General features: G+C 64.9%; 28 protein-coding genes. 14 read left to right on the top strand and 14 right to left on the bottom strand.

Features of this window, described 5'->3' with window-relative positions; translation table 11 throughout:
* Nucleotides 1-6: 6 nt before the first annotated feature.
* Complete coding sequence (gene fliL / locus ACVWZM_RS34880) at nucleotides 7-495, bottom strand: flagellar basal body-associated protein FliL (protein WP_057018626.1); 489 nt, start codon at nucleotides 493-495, stop codon at nucleotides 7-9.
* 382 nt (nucleotides 496-877) lie between these two features.
* Between fliL and flgF the strand changes: the two genes are divergently transcribed.
* From flgF to ACVWZM_RS34845, 7 genes are all read left to right on the top strand, one after another.
* Nucleotides 878-1,642 carry a flagellar basal-body rod protein FlgF gene (gene flgF / locus ACVWZM_RS34875; protein WP_057018627.1) on the top strand — a complete coding sequence of 255 codons (765 nt, stop codon included), beginning with the start codon at nucleotides 878-880 and terminating at the stop codon, nucleotides 1,640-1,642.
* A gap of 16 nt (nucleotides 1,643-1,658) precedes the next feature.
* A complete protein-coding gene (flgG, locus tag ACVWZM_RS34870; protein WP_076825657.1) occupies nucleotides 1,659-2,447 on the top strand; it encodes a flagellar basal-body rod protein FlgG in 789 nt (262 codons plus the stop codon).
* Nucleotides 2,448-2,449: 2 nt separating this feature from the next.
* Nucleotides 2,450-3,505 carry a flagellar basal body P-ring formation chaperone FlgA gene (gene flgA, locus ACVWZM_RS34865; protein ID WP_456855735.1) on the top strand — a complete coding sequence of 352 codons (1,056 nt, stop codon included), beginning with the start codon at nucleotides 2,450-2,452 and terminating at the stop codon, nucleotides 3,503-3,505.
* A gap of 5 nt (nucleotides 3,506-3,510) precedes the next feature.
* Nucleotides 3,511-4,263, top strand: coding sequence for a flagellar basal body L-ring protein FlgH (gene flgH / locus ACVWZM_RS34860; protein ID WP_028337175.1), 753 nt, complete (start codon nucleotides 3,511-3,513; stop codon nucleotides 4,261-4,263).
* Nucleotides 4,264-4,691: 428 nt separating this feature from the next.
* Nucleotides 4,692-5,024, top strand: a complete 333-nt coding sequence (locus tag ACVWZM_RS34855; RefSeq protein ID WP_375166679.1) for a hypothetical protein — start codon at nucleotides 4,692-4,694, stop codon at nucleotides 5,022-5,024.
* Between the two features lie 96 nt (nucleotides 5,025-5,120).
* Nucleotides 5,121-5,414 (top strand): antibiotic biosynthesis monooxygenase, encoded by a 294-nt coding sequence (locus tag ACVWZM_RS34850; RefSeq protein WP_456855734.1) that lies wholly within the window; start codon nucleotides 5,121-5,123, stop codon nucleotides 5,412-5,414.
* A 249-nt stretch (nucleotides 5,415-5,663) separates the two neighbouring features.
* Complete coding sequence (locus tag ACVWZM_RS34845; RefSeq protein WP_456855733.1) at nucleotides 5,664-5,984, top strand: hypothetical protein; 321 nt, start codon at nucleotides 5,664-5,666, stop codon at nucleotides 5,982-5,984.
* Between the two features lie 30 nt (nucleotides 5,985-6,014).
* Here the strand turns inward: ACVWZM_RS34845 and ACVWZM_RS34840 are convergent, their stop codons facing one another.
* The 5 genes from ACVWZM_RS34840 to ACVWZM_RS34820 form a co-directional block, all read right to left on the bottom strand.
* Nucleotides 6,015-6,512, bottom strand: a complete 498-nt coding sequence (locus ACVWZM_RS34840; protein WP_456855732.1) for an N-acetyltransferase family protein — start codon at nucleotides 6,510-6,512, stop codon at nucleotides 6,015-6,017.
* A 34-nt stretch (nucleotides 6,513-6,546) separates the two neighbouring features.
* A complete protein-coding gene (locus tag ACVWZM_RS34835) occupies nucleotides 6,547-6,978 on the bottom strand; it encodes a DUF1801 domain-containing protein (RefSeq protein WP_456855731.1) in 432 nt (143 codons plus the stop codon).
* Nucleotides 6,979-7,037: 59 nt separating this feature from the next.
* Nucleotides 7,038-7,271, bottom strand: a complete 234-nt coding sequence (locus ACVWZM_RS34830) for a hypothetical protein (protein WP_456855730.1) — start codon at nucleotides 7,269-7,271, stop codon at nucleotides 7,038-7,040.
* A 193-nt stretch (nucleotides 7,272-7,464) separates the two neighbouring features.
* The gene (locus tag ACVWZM_RS34825; protein ID WP_456855729.1) at nucleotides 7,465-7,896 is read right to left on the bottom strand and encodes an SRPBCC family protein; all 432 of its coding nucleotides are present in this window, start codon (nucleotides 7,894-7,896) and stop codon (nucleotides 7,465-7,467) included.
* The gene (locus ACVWZM_RS34820; protein WP_016846748.1) at nucleotides 7,893-8,216 is read right to left on the bottom strand and encodes an ArsR/SmtB family transcription factor; all 324 of its coding nucleotides are present in this window, start codon (nucleotides 8,214-8,216) and stop codon (nucleotides 7,893-7,895) included. Before ACVWZM_RS34820 ends, ACVWZM_RS34825 begins: the two co-directional genes overlap by 4 nt.
* Nucleotides 8,217-8,990: 774 nt before the next feature.
* On the opposite strand from ACVWZM_RS34820, the gene ACVWZM_RS34815 reads away from it, so the two are divergent.
* On the top strand, nucleotides 8,991-9,743 hold the full coding sequence (locus ACVWZM_RS34815) for a carbonic anhydrase (protein ID WP_456855728.1): 753 nt from the start codon (nucleotides 8,991-8,993) through the stop codon (nucleotides 9,741-9,743).
* A gap of 123 nt (nucleotides 9,744-9,866) precedes the next feature.
* On the opposite strand, the gene ACVWZM_RS34810 is transcribed toward ACVWZM_RS34815, so the two are convergent.
* Together ACVWZM_RS34810 and ACVWZM_RS34805 are read right to left on the bottom strand one after the other, a co-directional pair.
* On the bottom strand, nucleotides 9,867-10,652 hold the full coding sequence (locus tag ACVWZM_RS34810; protein ID WP_253589860.1) for a fumarylacetoacetate hydrolase family protein: 786 nt from the start codon (nucleotides 10,650-10,652) through the stop codon (nucleotides 9,867-9,869).
* A gap of 108 nt (nucleotides 10,653-10,760) precedes the next feature.
* Entirely contained in the window at nucleotides 10,761-11,789 is a 1,029-nt protein-coding gene (locus ACVWZM_RS34805; protein WP_076825670.1) for an SDR family oxidoreductase, read from the bottom strand.
* A 98-nt stretch (nucleotides 11,790-11,887) separates the two neighbouring features.
* On the opposite strand from ACVWZM_RS34805, the gene ACVWZM_RS34800 reads away from it, so the two are divergent.
* Entirely contained in the window at nucleotides 11,888-12,316 is a 429-nt protein-coding gene (locus ACVWZM_RS34800) for a winged helix-turn-helix transcriptional regulator (protein ID WP_156436155.1), read from the top strand.
* Nucleotides 12,317-12,346: 30 nt separating this feature from the next.
* Here the strand turns inward: ACVWZM_RS34800 and ACVWZM_RS34795 are convergent, their stop codons facing one another.
* From ACVWZM_RS34795 to ACVWZM_RS34785, 3 genes are all read right to left on the bottom strand, one after another.
* The gene (locus tag ACVWZM_RS34795) at nucleotides 12,347-13,153 is read right to left on the bottom strand and encodes a phytanoyl-CoA dioxygenase (protein ID WP_456855727.1); all 807 of its coding nucleotides are present in this window, start codon (nucleotides 13,151-13,153) and stop codon (nucleotides 12,347-12,349) included.
* 237 nt (nucleotides 13,154-13,390) lie between these two features.
* Nucleotides 13,391-13,756, bottom strand: a complete 366-nt coding sequence (dksA, locus tag ACVWZM_RS34790; RefSeq protein WP_170991616.1) for an RNA polymerase-binding protein DksA — start codon at nucleotides 13,754-13,756, stop codon at nucleotides 13,391-13,393.
* A gap of 210 nt (nucleotides 13,757-13,966) precedes the next feature.
* On the bottom strand, nucleotides 13,967-14,578 hold the full coding sequence (locus ACVWZM_RS34785; RefSeq protein WP_456855726.1) for an NAD(P)-dependent oxidoreductase: 612 nt from the start codon (nucleotides 14,576-14,578) through the stop codon (nucleotides 13,967-13,969).
* A gap of 104 nt (nucleotides 14,579-14,682) precedes the next feature.
* Between ACVWZM_RS34785 and ACVWZM_RS34780 the strand changes: the two genes are divergently transcribed.
* A complete protein-coding gene (locus ACVWZM_RS34780; protein ID WP_028337693.1) occupies nucleotides 14,683-15,069 on the top strand; it encodes a winged helix-turn-helix transcriptional regulator in 387 nt (128 codons plus the stop codon).
* A gap of 51 nt (nucleotides 15,070-15,120) precedes the next feature.
* Here ACVWZM_RS34780 and ACVWZM_RS34775 read toward each other — a convergent pair whose 3' ends face one another.
* Entirely contained in the window at nucleotides 15,121-15,534 is a 414-nt protein-coding gene (locus ACVWZM_RS34775; protein ID WP_057016669.1) for a flagellar assembly protein FliX, read from the bottom strand.
* A gap of 268 nt (nucleotides 15,535-15,802) precedes the next feature.
* Here ACVWZM_RS34775 and ACVWZM_RS34770 point away from each other — a divergent pair, with 268 nt between their 5' ends.
* The 4 genes from ACVWZM_RS34770 (at nucleotide 15,803) to ACVWZM_RS34755 (ending at nucleotide 18,353) form a co-directional block, all read left to right on the top strand.
* Complete coding sequence (locus ACVWZM_RS34770) at nucleotides 15,803-16,927, top strand: flagellar basal body P-ring protein FlgI (RefSeq protein WP_038385504.1); 1,125 nt, start codon at nucleotides 15,803-15,805, stop codon at nucleotides 16,925-16,927.
* On the top strand, nucleotides 16,927-17,283 hold the full coding sequence (gene flgJ, locus ACVWZM_RS34765) for a flagellar assembly peptidoglycan hydrolase FlgJ (RefSeq protein ID WP_456855725.1): 357 nt from the start codon (nucleotides 16,927-16,929) through the stop codon (nucleotides 17,281-17,283). The genes ACVWZM_RS34770 and flgJ overlap by 1 nt, the downstream gene beginning before the upstream one ends.
* A 19-nt stretch (nucleotides 17,284-17,302) precedes the next feature.
* Nucleotides 17,303-17,806, top strand: a complete 504-nt coding sequence (locus ACVWZM_RS34760; RefSeq protein ID WP_076825674.1) for a hypothetical protein — start codon at nucleotides 17,303-17,305, stop codon at nucleotides 17,804-17,806.
* A 160-nt stretch (nucleotides 17,807-17,966) separates the two neighbouring features.
* Nucleotides 17,967-18,353 (top strand): hypothetical protein, encoded by a 387-nt coding sequence (locus tag ACVWZM_RS34755; protein WP_076825676.1) that lies wholly within the window; start codon nucleotides 17,967-17,969, stop codon nucleotides 18,351-18,353.
* Between the two features lie 18 nt (nucleotides 18,354-18,371).
* Here the strand turns inward: ACVWZM_RS34755 and ACVWZM_RS34750 are convergent, their stop codons facing one another.
* Both ACVWZM_RS34750 and flaF read right to left on the bottom strand, forming a co-directional pair.
* Nucleotides 18,372-18,737 carry a hypothetical protein gene (locus ACVWZM_RS34750; RefSeq protein ID WP_016846761.1) on the bottom strand — a complete coding sequence of 122 codons (366 nt, stop codon included), beginning with the start codon at nucleotides 18,735-18,737 and terminating at the stop codon, nucleotides 18,372-18,374.
* A 28-nt stretch (nucleotides 18,738-18,765) separates the two neighbouring features.
* Nucleotides 18,766-19,131 (bottom strand): flagellar biosynthesis regulator FlaF, encoded by a 366-nt coding sequence (gene flaF / locus ACVWZM_RS34745; RefSeq protein WP_016846762.1) that lies wholly within the window; start codon nucleotides 19,129-19,131, stop codon nucleotides 18,766-18,768.
* Nucleotides 19,132-19,207: the final 76 nt, after the last annotated feature.

Raw genomic sequence — 19,207 nt, 5'->3', positions numbered from 1 at the left:
ACCCCGTCACTGGATCACGACTTCCTTGAACAGCACCGCGTTGACCTGGTTGGGTGCCAGCGCGAGGTTGACGCGTTTGGTCAGTTCTTCCTTGAGGCGGAACAGGCCGGCCGAGCCGTTGAGGTCGCTCGGGCGCAGCTCGCGCATGTAGGTCTGGAACAGGTCGGTAACGCGCGGCAGCGCCGGCTTGATCGCCTCGACCTGCTTCTCTTCCTTGACCTCGAGCACGAGCTTCAGCTTGAGATATTGCACGCGCTCGCCGGGCGCGCCGACCAGGTTGACCAGCATGTCCGGCACGTCGACGAAGCTCGGCGGCTTCGGCGGCGGCGCTTCGGCGTGCTGCTCCTCGCCGTGGCCGCGCATGAAGAAGAACCAGCCGCCGGCGCCCGCGCCGAGCACGACGAGGAAGCCGACGACGGCAATGATCAGCTTGAGCTTGCCCTTCTTCGGTGCGGCCGCGCCCTCGCCGCTGTCCGTCTTTTCCTCGTCCGCCATCGTCCGCTCGCTTCACTCTGAAGGATGCGAACGCGATTTGCCCCAGCCTTGGCCTGAAGACGCGATACAAATGCCGCCGGCGCACACGCGCCCCAATGCCGGCAACACTGGGGTCATAATGGTTAACGGAAGCTTAGGATTTACCATCCACTAGGAAAAAACTGCCGGGCAAACATGGTCAACAAGACCTTTCTGCCGCCCCTTGCGCGCCACGGCCAAACACCTAAGCCGTTCAAATAACACGCCATTCCAAGTTGGCACGGCTTTCGCTGAAAGGACGGCGTAACCTCAGGGTTTGGGAGAACCCAATGGTTACCGACGGGTCCGGCGTGAAGGTTTGGGAGAACCTGCATTCGGATCGCCTCACAGGGGAGAACCACCGATGCAGAATACGCTTCTGGTCGGCCTATCGAAGCAGATGGTGCTGGAACGGCAGATGGATGTCGTCTCCAACAACATCGCGAACATGAACACCAACGGCTACAAGGCCGACCGGTCGCTGTTCCAGGAATATCTGTCCTCGAACGCGCATGAGGACAATTTCGCCTCCTCCGACCGCCGCGTCTCCTTCGTGCAGGACCGCGCGACCTTCCACGATTTCGCGCAGGGCCCGACCGAAGAGACCAAGAACCCGCTCGACGTCGCGATTGACGGCAATGCCTTCCTGGTGGTGCAGACGCCGGGCGGCGAGCGCTACACCCGCGAAGGCAGCCTGCAGATCAACAATCGCGGCCAGTTGGTCACCGCTTCGGGCTACCAGGTGCTCGGCACCGCCGGCCCGATCACCTTCCAGCAGACCGACCACGACGTCTCGATCGCCGCCGACGGCAACATCACCGTGCTCGAGGGCACCTCCCGTCTCGACTCGATCCGCGGCAAGCTGCGCCTCGTCTCGTTCGCGCAGGCCCAGCGCCTGCTGAAGGAAGGCTCCAACCTCTACGCGCCGGGCGAAGGCACGCAGGCTCTGCCGGACACCAAGGCCCAGATCCGCCAGGGCTTCATCGAGAAGTCGAACGTCAATTCCGTCGTCGAGATGAGCCGCATGATCGAGATCACGCGGACCTACACCCAAATCGCCTCGCTGCTGCAGCAGCAGAGCGACCTGCACAAATCGGCGATCGAGAAACTCGCCGACGTGCCGAACTGATCGGGGGGATTGACCGATGCGCGCACTTTATACAGCTGCGACCGGAATGGCGGCACAGGAACTCAGCGTTCAGGTGATCTCCAACAACATCGCGAACCTGCGCACCACCGGCTACAAGAAGCAGCGCGCCGCGTTCCAGGACCTGATCTACGATCATGTGCGCCGGGTCGGCGCGCAGGCCTCCGATCAGAACACCATCATACCGATGGGCATCGACCTCGGCGGCGGCGTCAAGACCGTCGGCACGCCGCGCATGATGACCCAGGGCACGCTGTCGCCGACCGGCAACGATCTCGACATCGCGATCCGCGGTGAAGGCTTCTTCAAGATCCTGATGCCGGACGGCACCTTCACCTACACCCGCGACGGCTCGTTCCAGATGGACAATCAGGGCCGCATCGTCAACGCGCAGGGCAATTTGCTGCAGCCGACGATCACGATCCCGCAGAACGCATCCGGCCTCACCATCAATGCGCAAGGCCAGGTCTCGGTGACGCTGCCGGGCCAGACCGCATCGACCAACATCGGCCAGATCGGCCTGACCCGATTCATCAACAAGGCCGGCCTGATGCCGATCGGCGACAATCTGTTCCAGGAAACGCCGGCCTCCGGCCAGCCGCAGGACGGCACCGCCAACACCGACGGCTATGGCGACATGCAGCAGAGCAACCTCGAACAGGCCAATGTCGAGGTGGTCTCGGAAATCTCCGACCTGATCGCCGCACAGCGCGCCTATGAGATGAACTCGAAGGTGGTTTCCGCCGCCGACCAGATGATGCAGTCGACCTCCAACCTGTTCCGCTGAGGATGATGTCGATGATCGCCCGCTCACTCCTGATCGCAGCCGCGCTCCTCGCCGTCACCGTGGCGCCGTCCGCCGCCCAAAGCCGTCGCGAGACGATCGCGGTGCCGACGCTGCGCGCCAGCACCACGGTCGCCGACGACATCGTGCGGGTCGGCGACCTCATCGACAACGCCGGCAGCGCCGGCAGCGTCGCGGTCTACCGCGCGCCGGACCTCGGCACGACAGGCAAGCTGCCGGTCGCGCAGGTGCTCAACGTGTTGCGCTCGCACCAGGTGATCGGCGTCGATACCCGCGAGCTGAAGGAGATCACCGTCACCCGGCTGGCGCGCACCATCGACAGCAAGGAGATCGAGCAGCAGGTGTCGCGCGCGCTGGAGGGCCGCCACGGGCTCGGCAGGGCCGGCAACATCGCGCTGACCTTCGACCGCGATCCCGGCGACATCCGCCTCGAGGCCACCAATACCGGCGCGATGCAGCCGATCGCCGTGCGCTACGACCCGCGCTCGACGCGTTTCGACCTGACCTTCGAGATCGGCAACGACGCCGGCGCCGCGCCGTCGAAGCTGCGCTTCACCGGAACCGCGATCGAAACTATCGAGGCCGCCGTGCTGACGCGCAATGTCGAGCGCGGCGACGTGTTGAAGGCCTCCGACGTGATCGTCGAACGCCGTCCGAAAGCCGAAATCGGCAACGACGCGGCGGTGCGCGACAGCGCCGTCGGCATGCAGGTCCGCCGCCAGCTCCGCCCCGGCCAGGCGCTGCGCGTCGCCGACCTCGCGAAGCCCGATCTCGTCACCCGCGACCAGAATGTCACGCTGATCTATCGCACTGCCGGCCTCTACCTGACGATCCGCGGCAAGGCGATGGATGGCGGCGCCGAGGGCGACACCGTCAGCGTGATGAATCTGCAGTCCAAGCGCGCCGTTTCCGGCGTCGTCACCGGCCGCGGCGAGGTCTCGATCTCGGTCGCGACCCCGCGCCCGGCGCCGACCGCCGACGCCACCGAATCCAATTCCGCTTCCGTCAAGCTGAGTTCAGTCGCACCAAACGCCGAGTAAAGTTCATGTCCCAGTACCGCATCAACCGCCTCGTCCTGACCGGTGCGCTGCTCGCGCTCGGAACGATCGCCAGCGGTTGCTCGTCGATCGATCGTCTCTCCCAGATCGGCGAGCAGCCGAAGCTGTCGTCGATTGACAATCCGACCACCCAGCCCGGCTACAAGCCGGTGCAGATGCCGATGCCGAAGCCCGAGGTCGCCTCCTACAGTCCGAACTCGCTGTGGCGCAGCGGCTCCCGCGCCTTCTTCAAGGACCAGCGCGCCGCGCGCGTCGGCGACATCCTGACCATCACGGTGAACTTCACTGACAAGGCCGCGATCGCCAACGAAACCCAGCGCAGCCGTACCAACTCCGAGGATTCGGGCGTCACCAACTTCCTGGGCTCGCAGACCATCACGCAGCCGAACAAGATCCTGCCCGGCCGCATCCTGACCGCCGACTCCACGGCCTCCAGCGACGGCAAGGGCTCGGTGAACCGCCAGGAAGCGTTGCAGACCAACGTCGCCGCGGTCGTCACCCAGGTGCTGCCGAACGGCAACCTCGTGGTCGAAGGCAAGCAGGAGATTCGCGTCAACTTCGAAATCCGCGAGCTGATCGTGGCCGGCATCGTGCGCCCGGAGGACATCCAGAGCGACAACACCATCGATTCCTCGAAGATCGCGCAGGCCCGCATCGCCTATGGCGGGCGCGGCCAGATCACCGACGTGCAACAGCCGCGCTACGGCCAGCAGGTTCTCGACGTGCTGCTGCCCTTCTGACGGCATGATCCCGAAGAGTGGAAACCGGTTTTCGGAAACGGATCATGCCTGAGTAGGACTTTTACGAGCTCCCACATCTCGTCGCGAACCTAGGCGCGGCGCGGTGTACCAACACGGCCCTCGCTAGCTCCCCTGGCGAGGGCCGTGGCTTTTTGTGACCGGTGGCGTGCGCCGGCGCGGTCGCCGCGCGCAGTCCGATACCGCTTCACGAAAGTCGCGCCATCGCCTTGTCGGTTCGTTAACCCTCGCAGCAGCGCACAGTGGAAGTCCCGGCGCTTGCAACGTAGGGAGACGACAACGCAGGGTTTTCTGTTTGTATGACGGTCATGCAAAGAGACGGACGATATGCGGCGTGGTTCCGGACGCCGCGGGGCGAAGGCACCGGAATAGTCCAGCTTGCAAACGGCAGGATCTCGGGCGGTGACGCCATGTTCATTTATGGCGGCACCTACCAGCTCGATCAGGACCGCTTCACGGCGACGCTGACGACGCATCGCTATGCCGACGGCCCGTTCACCACCGTGTTCGGATGTGACGAGGTCGAGGCGCAGCTGACCGGCTCGTTCAACGGCAACCGGGCGGTGTGCTCGGGCACGGCCAAGCAGGCCCCCGGCGTGCTGTTCGAAGCCACGCTGTTTCTGCAGCAACAGGAGCCGGAGCCCGCCCCCGGCCCAAGGACCACGACAACACGCGCGGGTGTGGCGAGGCTGCCGAAGCTCCCCGGCCGGCGCACGACGGTCGTGAGCAGGCGTTTCAGCTAATCCGTCCGCAATCCCGATGGCGTCGCCACCCGGTCCGGCGTACGATCGCGCATGCGCGAAGCGCAGCCCGATCGATGCAGCCGGAAGGAGGAACGCATGTATGCCGCCATCCGTCACGCCAAGGCGAAGACCGGTAGCGCCGAGGAACTCGCGCGCCGGATCAAGGAAGGCGCAATCCCGATCATCAGCGACGTTGAAGGCTTCATGGCCTATTACGTGGTCTATGCCGGCGACGATACCGTCACCGCGATCAGCATCTTCAACAACCATGCCGGCGCCGAAGAGGCCAACCGCCGCGCGCTGGCCTGGATCGATGACAATCTCGGCCCATTGCTGGTCGGCCAGGCCACCGCGGTTGCGGGTCCAGTGATCGTGCATACCAAGGCATAACGGCCGCAACCGGGTTGCGGGTCCGGTGATCGTGCATACCAAGGCATAACGGCCGCAACCGGGTTGCGGGTCCAGTGATCGTGCATATCATAGCCCGAAGGCCGCAACCGGCAAACTTCGCCCGGCAGAAGCTGCCGGCTGCGCGTCGTGCGCGTGGCGGCGTCGCGATCCCGTTGAAATCACGGCTGCAACGGATGGCACGCCATTTGCTCCACGATTGCAGCATTGCAATGGGGACTGCGCGCGCAGATGACGTCGATCTCGGCCCTTGGATCGGTCACCGCCAGCATGACGACTGGCACATTGAAGAAACCGCTGACCGCCGACGCCACCGGCGGCAGCTCGCTCGGCGACACCGTCGAGCAGAAGTTTCTCAAATATGCGCAGATGAGCCCGATGGACCGGATGCGCGCGAACATCCTCAAAAGGATGGGCATGTCGGAAGAAGATCTCAAGAACATGACGCCGGATCAGCGCGCCACGGTCGAGCAGAAGATCAAGGAGCTGATCGAGCAGGCGTTCCAGAAGAACGCCGGCAAGGCCGGCCAGGCGGTCGACATCTCGGCCTAGCTTGCCTGCGCGGGAGCGCGACGGCCGCATTCACGCGTCGGGCCTGTCGCTCAGGACAATGAAGACCTTGCCGCCGAAGTCGTATCGCGCGACCTCGCGCATGCCGAGCCGCAGATGCGCCTTGAGCGAACGCGGGTTGTCTTCCCTGATGAACAGGATTGCCTCGCGGCCGGGGAACGTCGCCTGAAGCTTCGCGTACAACGCATCCAGCACGCCAAGGCCGCGCGCGTCCCGCGAGACGCACACCGGACCATAAACATACGCATCTGCCCGCCCCGGCCAGGCCTTCAGCATGGCCTGCACCTGCGGCGCCTCGCCATATCCCTTCTCCGACGTCAGGAGCGCGCCGAGCAGTCTGCCCTCATCGTCGGTCGCGACGACGATCGATTGCCCGCTTGCAATGCGCGTCTCGATCACGTCGCGCGGCCATTGCCCGAGCAGCATGCCACCGTGCTCCCCGTTGTTGGCCGTCAACAGCGCGGAGATGGCGTCCGCATCGGACAATGTGGCGAGCCTGGTCTTGATCATCGCGGATGGATCGCGAGCACCATGGCGGCGCAGCTCACGCCTTCTTCTTTGCGGTCGCGCGGGTACCCGCGGCCTTCTTTGCCGGCTTCTTCGCAGATTTCCTGGATTTGGCCTGGTTGAGTTCGATCGCAGCACGAATGAGCGTCTTCAGCGCAGGGGCGCTGATCTTGTCGCCCTCGAACAGATCGATCGCGCGCCGCGCATTGCCCTCGAAGCCGGTGTTGAACAGCTTGTCGGGGTCGGGCAGCTGCGCGCCATACATGAAGGTCAGCTTGACCTTGCCCTTGTGGGCGTTGCCGACCGCAATGATGCCGTCGCGCGACCACACCGGGCTGCCCATCCACTTCCACTCCTCGATGATCTCAGGATCGGCGGCGAGGATGCTCTTGCGCAGGCTGGCCAGCGTCTTGCCGCGCCAGTCGGTGAGGTCCTCGATCATCTGGTCGATACGTTCCGATGCCGTCATTGCTGTCTCTCGCGCCTCATCCGCCCCAAGTCGTCACGTCAAGTCGTCACGTCATGCAATCACACTTGGGACGCGGACGTCGATCCCCCATGCTGACGCCGCGGCGACAGATATGGCAACGCGAACAGATAAAGGCCGCTGAGCAGCATGAAGATCAGCGGGAACAGCGCTAGCAAGCCGATCCAGACCGCCTGCTGCTGCAGGACCATGGCGACGATGTTGATGATGACGGCGACCGTGAAGGCGATCGAGAGCCAGCGGTGCGATTGCCGGATCCAGTTATTCCGGTTCAATGTGACCTCCTGTTGGTGAGTGAATGATCCAGCGTCATGAGCTTCCGACAAAATTGCAGAGCAATTTTGCGCTGAAGCGACGAAGCAATCCATCTATCCGTGTATGCGGCACGATGGATTGCTTCGCGGAGCCTGTCATCGGGCGGCGCTATGCGCCGACCCGTTGGCTCGCAATGACGAGAGAGAGAGGCCGTCAACCTTGCCGCGCCATCAGCTGATCGAGATTCTCGAGGAACTGCTTCCATCCGGCATGAGCGCCGCCATAGGCCTGCTTCTGATGCGGCTGGAAGCCGGACTGCTCGACGCGCAGATGGGTGCCGGTCGCCGTCGGCGTCAGCGTGAAGACCACAACGCTCTCGAGATTGTAGGCGGCATCCGCATGCACGAAATTCCAGGTGTAGGACAGCGTCCTGTGCGGCTCCACAGCGAGCACCTTGCAGTCCAGCACGCCGCCCCACTCGCCGCGCAGGTTGAAGCCGTGCCCGACCTCGGGCTTGAAGTCGTTCTTCATCAGCCACTCCTCCATCAGATGCGGTTGGGTCAGCGCGCGCCAGAGCTTTTCCGGCGGATGAGGAAATTCACGCTCGACGATCGCGGAACGCGTTTCAGCGGTGGTCTTGTTCATTGGTCCATCCTTTTGAGGAGATCTTCGAGGTGGTCGAACCGGTTCTGCCAGAAGCCCGCCATCTGGCTGGTCCAGTCGATCAGCGGCGCCAGCGCGCCGAGTTGCGCGCTGTAATGGGTCTGCCTGCCTTCATGGCGGTCGCGCACCAGCCCGGCCTGCTTCAGCACGCCGAGATGCTTCGACACCGCCGGCTGCGAGATCCTAGCGCGGGCCGTCAGCGCGCCGACGGTCTGCTCGCCCTCGCGACACAGGCGCTCGAAGATGGCCCGGCGGGTCGGGTCTGCGAGGGTTCGAAACAGGATGTCGTGAGCGTCTGGCATTTGCGATCAATAACCCATTGGTTATGGATTAACGTATAACTATCCAGCTATGGATAAGTCAACCGCAAACTTCGGCGGCTCGACAGCGGCCGCGCCACCTGAGGCTTTCCGGCTCGATGGCACAACAAGACCGCCCGCGCCTTTCATAACCCGCAGGTTATCCGGTGGCGGCGATCGGCCCGTCGGGCAAATCCGGGCGGAACGAAGAGCAAAGCTCGGGCAAATCATGTCGCGAGAACGCGGAAGTTTGACTCACAACGCGCGCAACACATTCAATGTCGTCCTGGCGAAAGCCAAGACCCATTACCCCAAATGAGCGTTGTTGCGCGATGCTGGGGCCACGATCCCGTTCATCATCAGGTGCGGTGGTGGGTCCTGGCATTCGCCAGGACGACGATCGTGTGCGTGGAATCCGCTCTGTTATCACCCGGCTCGCCGCCTCCGCTGAAGCTTCGGCGCGCCAAGGATGCGTGGCCTCGTCGAAGCCTTGGCGAAGACGGGACCGGGCGATCCAGTACGCCGCGGCCTCTCGGATCAAGCACAGCCGTCTCTGCAATACTGGATCACCCGCTTTCGCTTTAGCGGGTCATCACACCGCGCTGTTTGATATCTTGAATTGCGACTCGTCCTCACCGTCATCCCTGCCTAGTGCGCAATTGCACATGGGAGCAGGGACCGAGCATGAAACCGTGTCGTTGCGGTGGCACTGCGCATGATCTACAACCTTTGCACGGACGCGATTGCTATTCCCGGATAATTTTACGGAGATTTTTGATGTGCCAGCTTTGCGAAATCACAGCTCCCACCCAGACCTCCCGGCGCCGCTTCCTCGCTGCCGCGGCCTGCACCGCAGCCAGTCTCGCCCTTGCACCGCCGGTTTCCGCCAAGGAAACCAAATCGCCGCCGAAGCCGCAGAATGTGCTGGCGCCGGACGCGGCGCTGGAGCGGCTGGTGAAGGGCAATCTCCGCTATGTCGAAGGCGTCTCGCGGCGGCATGATTTCAAGCACGAGCGCGAGGCGCTGGCCGGCGGACAGAATCCGTTCGCCGGCATCCTGAGTTGCGCGGACTCCCGCATCGCACCGGAATACGCCTTCGACACCGGCCGCGGCGATCTGTTCGTCTGCCGCATCGCCGGCAATTTCGCCAGCGACGAGACCATCGCGAGCCTTGAATATGCATCGGCCGTGCTGAACGTGCCGCTGTTCATGGTGCTCGGCCACGACAGTTGTGGGGCGGTCGACGCCGCCATCAAGTCGCTGAAGGACAACACCACCCTGCCCGGCCATCTGCCCTCGCTGGTCAATGCGATCGCACCGGCGGTGAAGGCGACCGAGGGCAAGGGAGGCGACCGGCTCGCCAACGCCATCAGGCAGAACGTCATCGACAACGTCGCGAAGCTGAAATCGGCGACGCCGATCCTTAGCGCCGCGGTCGATCAGGGCAAGCTCAGGGTGGTCGGCGCGGTCTATCGGCTGACCGACGGCAAGGTCGAGCTCGTCACGGACGCCAATCGGCCGACGACTTGAAAGGCAGGTGAATTCAGTAAAGTCAGGTCAAGGTCGCGCAACACACTCGGTGTCGTCCCTGCTTTCGCCTTGCGAAAGCAGGGACGACGTCCTTATGTGGAGGCAGGCTCGCACAACGTCACCTCACGTAAAGGCCGCTTCCACCTTGCCGAGGCCGTCGAGCTCCATCACGACCGTGTCGCCCGCGTTCAGCCACACCGTCTTGACCAGGCTGCCGGTCAGTACGATCTGGCCGGCATGCAAGCCACGGCCTTCAGTGGCGAGATGATTGGCGAGCCAGGCGAGCGCGTTGTGGGGATGCCCGAGCACGTCGGCGCCAGTGCCGCGGCCTTCTTCCTTGCCGTTGACGATCGCGCGTCCCGCGACCGCGCGCAGATCGGGCACGGTGATGCGCGGCACCTCCTCCCCGAGCACGCAACCGGCGGCGAAGAAGTCGTCGGCAATCAGCGTCGGCGCGCCCAATGTCTCCCATTTGACGTAGCGGTCGTCGACGATCTCGATCGCGGGATAGTAGGCATCGATCGCTTCCGCGACCCATTCGGCGGTGAACGGCGCCTCGCTGGGAGCGAGATTGCGGGCGAGCCGCACCGCGATCTCGCACTCGACGCCGACATGGACGAACTCGGCGGCCGGCAGCCGCACGCCGCTGTCATGCACGACCTTCTCGAACACGCCACCGACGCAGGGGTGCGGGATGTTGATATATTCCTGCATCACCGCGCTGGTGCAGCCGATCTTGTAGCCGACGAGGCTGCCGACGTGTGGCTGCATCAGAGCGTGCAACGCGTACTGCACCTGATAGCCTTCGGCCTCGTCGCGCGGCAGCACGTCCTTCGGAAGCGCCTTGAGCGGCGCCCGGCTGCGGCGCGCGCTGGCAATCGCCTTTGCGGCCGCGAGGACCCGATCCATCTGCGCAGCCTCCCTGGTGTTCTCGGCGGCGCGGTGGCGCCTCCGTCTGCTCGCTGCAATTCAGCACTCGCCGACGCGTCTGGCAAGCACGCTGCACGGGAGCTGCCGTCAGGCCTTGACGAGGCCGAGCCGGATCAGGCTCTCCGCGGTCGCGACGATCATCTCCTCATTGCCGCGCGGGCGCCAGCCGAGCAGGTGCTGCGCCTTGGCGCTGGTCGCGCGGCGCACCTTGCCGAGCAGCGGCAGCGCGGCACGGGCCATCGGGTTGCGCCGTGCGGCGAGCCGCATCATCCAGTCCGGCGCCTGGAACCGCGGCACGCGCCGCGCCTTGCTGCCGAGTTTTGCGCGCAGCACCCGGGCGACCCCGAGGATCGACATGGTCTCGCCGGCGACCGCCAGGAAGCGCTCACCGCTGGCCTCGGGCGACATCATGGCGCGCAGATGCAGGTCGGCGACATCGCGGACGTCGACGAGGCCGAAATGGATCCGCGGCACCGCCGGCATCGCGCCGTCGAGCAGCGCCTTGATGATGCCGATCGACTCGGAGAAATCGGCACCGAGCGCCGGGCCGAACACCGCGGTGGGGTTGACCACGGCAAGCTCGAGGCCATTGCCTTGGCGCGCCACGAAATCCCAGGCGGCGCGCTCGGCCAGCGTCTTGGATTTCGGATAGGCCTGCACGCCCTCGCCATCGAGATTGGACCATACGGTCTCGTTGAACGGCGCCGCCTGCGGCGGATGGCCGTAACCGATTGCCGCGAACGACGACGTCACGACCACGCGCTTGACGCCGGCGTCGCGCGCGGCGCGCAACACCCGCAGCGTGCCTTCCCGCGCCGGGACGATCAGCTCGTTCTCGTCCTCGGGCACACGGGCGCCGAGCGGTGATGCGACATGCAGCACGTAGTCGCACCCGGTGACCGCTTCGCGCCAACCGTCGTCGCGCAGCAGGTCGGCGGTGACGAAGCCGACCTGGTCGGGCGCCAGCGCGCCACCCTCGCGCAGCATCGCGATCACGTCGTTGCTGCGACCCGGATTGCGCACCGTCGTTCGCACCGCATGCCCGTCGGCGAGCAGCTGCAGAATCGTATGCACGCCGATGAATCCCGATCCGCCTGTGACCAAAACCGTGCTCATGTCCCTGCCCTCTTCATGGTTCGGCGGATGGGCCCAACATTGCACTGCCCGCCCTGCACAGGCCGCATCTGGTCACTATCTGATCTTGGACAAGTAGGATGAAATTCGAGACCGGTATGGAAAACAATACCAGCGATATGTGTGACGGCGGTGAATGCGAGAGCTGCCCCACCGACCCCAATGTGCTGATCGAATTCAAGCACGCGATCCATGCGCTCGGGGGGAAATGGAAGCTCGAGATCCTGTTCACGCTGATGAATGGCGGTGTGCGGTTCGGCGCGCTGCGCCGCGCGCTCGCGCCGATCACCCAGCACATGCTGACTGCGCAGCTGCGCGAGCTCGAGCGCGACGGCCTGGTGGCGCGCAGGGTGCTCGCCGAGAAGCCGCTGCAGGTCGAATACGAGCTGACGGATTCGGCCTGGAGCCTGACGCCGGCTTTCCGCGAATTGCTGGCATGGTCGAAGACGTTCGGCCCGCGCCGTCAGGCGGAGGCAAGCGAGGCGATACTCGGAGCCGGGTTAGCCTGAATATCGCCTCGCCTTCAGATCGGCGTCCGATCACTCCATGCCAAGCGCCTTTCGGATCGCGATCTCGACCGGCGAATACGCGCCGTCCGCACGTTCCAGCCGGTACGGTTCGCCGGCAGCGAGCGACGGCTGGGCCATGAAGCGCGGTGTCGTGCCCCGATGCTTCTGCGCGGCATGCACCAGCAACGGATGGCACAGATAGACCGTGCCGGCCTCCCCGGTCGCGAGCGCGACCTCGCAGTCGGCGCCGACATCGTCGAGCACCATGCGTGCGCGCCCGGCCTCGCCCGCCGGCGCGAGGTGGCGCGCCATCGGCCAATGCGAGCCGACCCTGATCCGGGTCGGCGCGTCGTCCTCGCCGACGTCGGAGAACAGGAACAGCATCAGCAGCGCCCGGCCGCGCGAGACGACATTGGCCCGCCAGCCGGAGAAGTCGCTGCGCTCGTTCGGGTCGCAATCCTCGCCGGGGAAGCTGACGTCGATGTGCCAGCCAGCATCGCCGGGATCGTCCGGATGCGGGAAGCGCACCGGAAAGGTTCCGATGTCGTCGCGCGGACGCCAGCGGCCGGGACCGGCGATCTGATCGAACGCCCGGTGCAGTAGCGGCGTGTTGATCGCTTCGCGAAACGGCGTACCGCCGTACCCCGGCAACCGGATCACCGGTTGGGTCCAAGTCAAAGGGTCGTGCTCGCTGCATGGCAGGTCGCGCCACATGATGGCGCGTCCCCGGTCGGCGAGTTCCCGGGGAAAGGCGCTGTCGATCCGGACAAAGCCCTGCTGGATGAATTGCTCGATCTGCGCGCCGTCAAGCGCACGCGCGTCGTTTCGATGGGTCATGATTGTCTCTCAAACTGTCGCCAGCCATCGATGCTCCGCGATGCGCGGAACCTGACCGGCTCATTCGGTTTCACTGGAATCCCAGGAGCGAAAGCTCGTGGGGCCGCTCAGCGCTTCCAGGAGGAAGCGGGATCAGCCCAGCAAAAACACCGAAGCGATGCTGAGAGTGCGTGTCATCATGGCGGCGCGAACGTACAACCGGTACGCGCCGGCAGCATCCGTGGCGATCCGTCGCCACTATTCGTCGCGATAGACCTTCTCGCGCTTCTCGTGGCGTTCCTGCGCCTCCACCGACAGCGTTGCGATCGGGCGGGCTTCGAGCCGCTTCAGCGAGATCGGTTCACCGGTCTCTTCGCAATAGCCGTAGGTGTTGTCTTCGATGCGCTGGAGCGCCGCGTCGATCTTGGAGATCAGCTTGCGCTGACGGTCGCGGGCACGAAGTTCGATCGCGCGGTCGGTTTCCGAGGACGCTCGGTCCGCGAGGTCGGGATGATTGACGTTCTCTTCCTGCAACGTCTGCAACGTGACCTTCGATTCGCGGAGGATTTCATCCTTCCAGGCCAGCAGCTTGGCGCGGAAATAATCGCGCTGCCGCTCATTCATGAAAGGCTCTTTTTCAGTCGGCCGGTAGTTCTTCAGCTTTTCCAAAGGCAGCCATGTCCCTGTCAGGCGGAGGGAACACAACTCCTCCGCGCGGCGCCTTATATAGCCACGTCATGTGACAGACAATATCTGCCACCGCGAAAGGCGGGCCGCCCCCAAGGCCTTGCACAGGCAAACTTATCCGCCCTGCCCGGGGACGGCCCCGCCCCCTCAATAGCCGACCGTGAAACGGCGGCGGATATGGGCCGGGCGCTCGATTTCGTCGGCGAGTGCAACTGCGAAATCCTCGAAGGAGATCGAGCTTTTGCCGTCGGCGGCGGTCAGGAGCTGGTCGGTTCCGAGGCGGAACTTGCCGGTCCGCTCGCCGGCCACGAACAGCGCCGAGGGCGACAAGAAGGTCCAGTTCAGGTCCTTCTCCTGGCGCAGCAGGTCGAGGAATTCAGCCCCCTTGGAGGCCTCGGCCTTGTATTGGGGCGGAAAGTTGGGGGTGGTCACCAGGCGGACGCCCGGCGCCACCTCAAGGCTGCCGGCGCCGCCGACCACGAGATAGCGGCCGACCCCGGATGCCTTGGCCGCCCCGGTCAGCTTGGCGGGGTCGCTGGCCAGGAAATGGATCGAACTGACCGCGGCATCGTGGCCGGCCCACAGCGCGGCCAAGGCGGCCTGGTCGTTCGCGTCACCCTTGCGGGCGGTGACATTGGGCAGGCTGGCGATCTTCTCCGGGTTGCGGGCGATGGCGGTGACGGCGTGGCCGCGGCGGGCGAGTTCCGCGGTGATGCGCGAGCCGGCCTGGCCGGACGCGCCGGCGATGGCGATCTTCATCTCAAGTCTCCGATTGATGGTTTCCAATGGTGACTAGATAGCGAAAAGGATGTAGGTGTGAAGAAGGCACTCTCGCCTCACCTGATCACGCCGGAGTAACCGCGATGAAAGCCACGAGCCTCAAGCCGGACGCCTATGCCGCCAATTGCCCGACGCGCCAGATCCTCGACCGGGTCGGCGACAAATGGGCGGTGCTGATCCTGCTGCTGCTGCGCAGCGAGCCGATGCGCTTCAACCAGCTCCGACGCGCGATCGAAGGCATCTCGCAGAAGATGCTGTCGCAGGTGCTGAAAAGCCTGGAGCGCGACGGGCTGCTGCGCCGCCGGGCGATCGCAACGGTGCCGGTGACGGTGGAGTATTCAATCACGCCGCTCGGATCGACGCTCGCCGAAGCCGTCGATCCGCTGCGCGACTGGGCCGAACGGAATCTGAAGGACGTGCTGGCCGCGCAGCGCCGCTACGACGCGCAGCGCAAGGCGCTGGCGGCCTGAGGCACCTGCAGGCACCGGCGGCGTCGGACAGGTGAGTTGATCGGGAGGAGCCTAGTATTGCCCGGCCTTGGCGAGCTCGACCTCGACGCGCAGTTCGATCTCACCGAGCACGGCATCGAGACCGGGATCGCCGGAAGATTCCTTCAGGCTCGCCGCAGCGTCACGCAGCCGGTTCACCGTGGAGGAATCGAAATTGCCGGACAGCAGACCGAGCTTGAGCGCATCGAGCACGTCGAGCGCGCCCTTGCCGCGGGCCACCGAGCGCTTGCGGCGCTCGGTCGGGTCCTCGACGCCCTGCAGCGCGAGCAGCGCATCGAGGCTGGCGGCGGCCTTCGGCGCCGCGGTGGAGCGCACCTCCTCCTGCGCGGTCGTCGCATCCGGCAGCGAGAAGCCGCTCGACGAGGTGCGCCGCGTGGCGCTGGTGGACGTGCCAAGCGTGGTGCCGTTCGGTCCGTAGATGCGCATCGTCGTGATGATCCCGCAGGCCTGAATGGGCCGAGCATCGCTGTTTTATGGTTAACGGCGCGTAAACGACCCGGCAATTTCTGCCGCCGCGCGGCAGTTTCGCGCTCCCTGGCGAACCGGAGCAAAATGACGACCCGACAATTTCGATAAATATATCAACACATTGCCCAAGCGAAGCAGAGTGGCACGCAGCTCGCATGGTTAATGGCGGATCGCCGTCATGGGAGTGTCGCGCGATCCGCGAGTTCAGTTCGAGGGGAGCATCGGGATGCCCGGCATCCGCATCGCAAATCTGTTCGGAGTGGCCTGCGCCGCGCTGCTGGCGCTGGCGGCCTCCGTCATGCCGGCGGCCGCGACGTCGCGGATCAAGGATCTCGCCAATATCGAGGGCGTGCGCCAGAACCAGCTGATCGGCTACGGCCTCGTGGTCGGCCTCAACGGCACCGGCGATACGCTCAACAACATCCCCTTCACCAAGCAATCGCTGCAGGCGATGCTCGAGCGCATGGGCGTCAACATCCGCGGCGCCACCATCCGCACCGGCAACGTCGCCGCGGTGATGGTGACCGGCAATCTGCCGGCGTTCGGCACCCAGGGCACGCGCATGGACGTCACCGTCTCGGCGCTCGGCGATGCCAAGAACCTGCAGGGCGGCACCCTGCTCGTCACCCCCCTGCTCGGCGCCGACGGCAATGTCTATGCGGTGGCGCAGGGATCGGTGGCGGTCGCCGGCTTCGCGGCCGAAGGTGCCGCCGCCAGCGTCGTGCGCGGCGTGCCGACCGTCGGCCGGATCGCCAACGGCGCCATCATCGAGCGCGAGATCGAATTCGCGCTCAACCGCCTGCCCAATGTGCGCCTCGCGCTGCGCAACGCCGACTTCACCACCGCCAAGCGGATCGCCGCCGCGGTCAACGACTATCTCGGCGTCAAGACCGCCGAGCCGATCGATCCCTCCACGGTGCAGCTTGCGATCCCGACGGAGTTCAAGGGCAACGTCGTCGCCTTCCTGACCGAGATCGAGCAGCTGCAGGTCGATCCCGATCTGGTGGCCAAGATCGTGATCGACGAGCGCTCCGGCATCATCGTGATGGGCCGCGACGTTCGCGTCGCCACCGTCGCCGTCGCGCAGGGCAATCTCACCGTCTCGATCTCCGAGAGTCCGCAGGTCAGCCAGCCCAATCCGCTGTCGCGCGGCCGGACAGTCGTGACGCCGCGCACCAGCGTCGGCGTCAGCGAGGACGGCAAGAAGTTCGCCGTGGTCAAGGACGGCGTCTCGCTGCAGCAACTGGTCGACGGCCTCAATGGCCTCGGCATCGGACCGCGCGACCTCATCAGTATCCTGCAGGCGATCAAGGCCGCCGGCGCGATCGAAGCCGACATCGAGGTGATGTGATGGCGAGCCTGATCAACAGCACCACCGGCAGCATGCCGAACACGGCGTTGATGCCGATGTTCAACGGCCGCCCCGATCCCGTGCTGCAGGACGCGCTGAAGAAGGCGACGCCGCAGCAGGCCGCCAAGGCGAAGGCGACCGCGACCGATTTCGAATCGATGTTCCTGAATTCGATGTTCTCGCAGATGACGACCGGCCTGAAGGGCGATGGCCCGTACGGCGACACCGTCGGCACCGGCGCGTGGCGGTCGATGCTGACCGACGAATACTCGAAGAATTTCGCCAAGGCCGGCGGCGTCGGCATTTCCAACGAAGTGTTCCGCTCGCTGATCCTGCAGCAGGCGAACAAGAGCTAGGGTTTCAAGGAGCAGCGCGATGAACCAGCGTCCACAGCAGCCGCGGCCAGTAGCATCCGCCCCCGCCGCGCGGTCCGCGACGTCGACGCCGCCGGACGTCGCGCGTCTCGCCAACGAGCTGACCGAGGTGATGAGCGGCCTACTTGCCGTGATCGAGCAGGAGACCGAGTTCGTCCGCGCCGGCAAGATCCGCGAGGGCATGCGGCTCGAGCCGCAGAAGTCCGAGCTGTCGCGGCGCTACATGCTCGCGGTGGAGCATCTGAAATCGATGCAGAAGATGCTGTCGCAGACCGATCCCGAGTTGCTCGCGACACTGCGCCGTCATCACGAGACGTTCCGCGCCATGCTGCAGGTCAATTTGACCGTGCTTGCAACGGCGCACGCCGTCTCCGAAGGCATCGTGCGCGGCGTCAATGCCGAGGTGCAGCGCCGCAACATTCCGAACACCTATACCGCAAGCGGACAGCGCGCCACGCCGGGCCCCCGCAACATGACGCCGATCGCGATCAGCCGCACACTCTGACGCCTACGCTTACAATTTAGCTCAATTCGACGCCGCCCCGGCAGCGCGGCATTCAGCGTGTTTTCTAACAGCCTGTTGAGAGGTTCCCCGTAGAGTTGCGGACCGTGAGGGGTTGGGATTTGACTCAAGCAAACTAGTGCCTGTGCACTACGAGGCTGCCATGAGTACAGATTTCAACATCAAGCCGGTGGGGGCACCGGTCGCGGCGCCGATGGTCTCTCCCACGAGCGATACGGCGCAGAAGGCGGTCAAGACTGAACTGCCGGCGAGCCAGAGCGTCACCGCTCCGGAGCCGAGCGTGCGCGTCACCATCGATCCCGACGCCGTCAACGCATCGATTTCAAATCAGGCTCCGTCGGTCAGCGACCAGGTCATCATCGACCGCGACGCGCGCGCCGTGGTCTATCAGGTGGTCGACAATCGCACGAATTTGGTGGTGAGGCAGTTTCCGGAAGAAGCCGTATTGCGCCGCCGCGCCTATTTCCACGCGCTCGATCTCAGCAAGGACGCGCCGACGCGGGTGCGTGCCACCGATCGCCGCGCCTAGGCGCGGACCAACGACCGCTCAGGTCTTCTGCGTGGCGTAGGCCTTGTCGAGATAGGTCGCCCCAGTAGCCGGATCGGTGACGACATTGGCGATCAACGCCGTCCCCTGCTGCACCAGCGCGAACTTGGTATCGCCGATCCGGAACCCGCCATCCTTGATCAGCACGTCCTGATACTTGCTGGTGCCGTCGCTCTGGTAGTGGACCTTGGCGCGGAAGCCATCGACGTTCGACACCGAGATGTTGAACGACTTGTTGTTGGCGTACTTGCCGCTCCAGCTGCCCTCATAGAGGTTCGGATCGACGGCCACATAGGGCGTCTTCGACGGGACCGTCAGGCCGGCGGCCTTGTAGTTGGCCGACAGGATGCTCAACACGTCGGCCATGCCGAGGGCTCCGTGAGGAATCGATCGATCAGCCGCGACCCGAGAGGCCGGCAGCGATATTGCAGTTGATATCGATCAGCGACTTCAGTTTCGCCGGATCCGGATTCATCTGGATGTCGACGGTCTGCTTCATCACGAACACGCCGATATTGGCGATGTTCTGGCGAATCTCGAGCGGCTGCGGATTGTCGTCGCCCTGCGCGGCGCTGAGAAAGATCGACCACAGCCGGCGGTTGAACAGCAACGCGTGATCGAGCGCCTTGTCGGGACCGTTCCAGTTCGTCTGGACTTCCTGCAGCTGCCGCGCGGCCTTCAACAGCGCCTGCGCTTCGATTTCACGTGGGGACGCCGTCGTCGTGGAGGTACGAGCGTAGGCCTGGGCTGCATTCGACATTCAATGACCTCGATGGGATGCGGATTTCTCGAGCCGCGAAGACGCAATTCTAGCGCCCGATATTTATGCATCCGGC

Source organism: Bradyrhizobium sp. USDA 4501, assembly GCF_054062115.1.
This window is presented reverse-complemented; position numbering and strand designations above follow the sequence as displayed.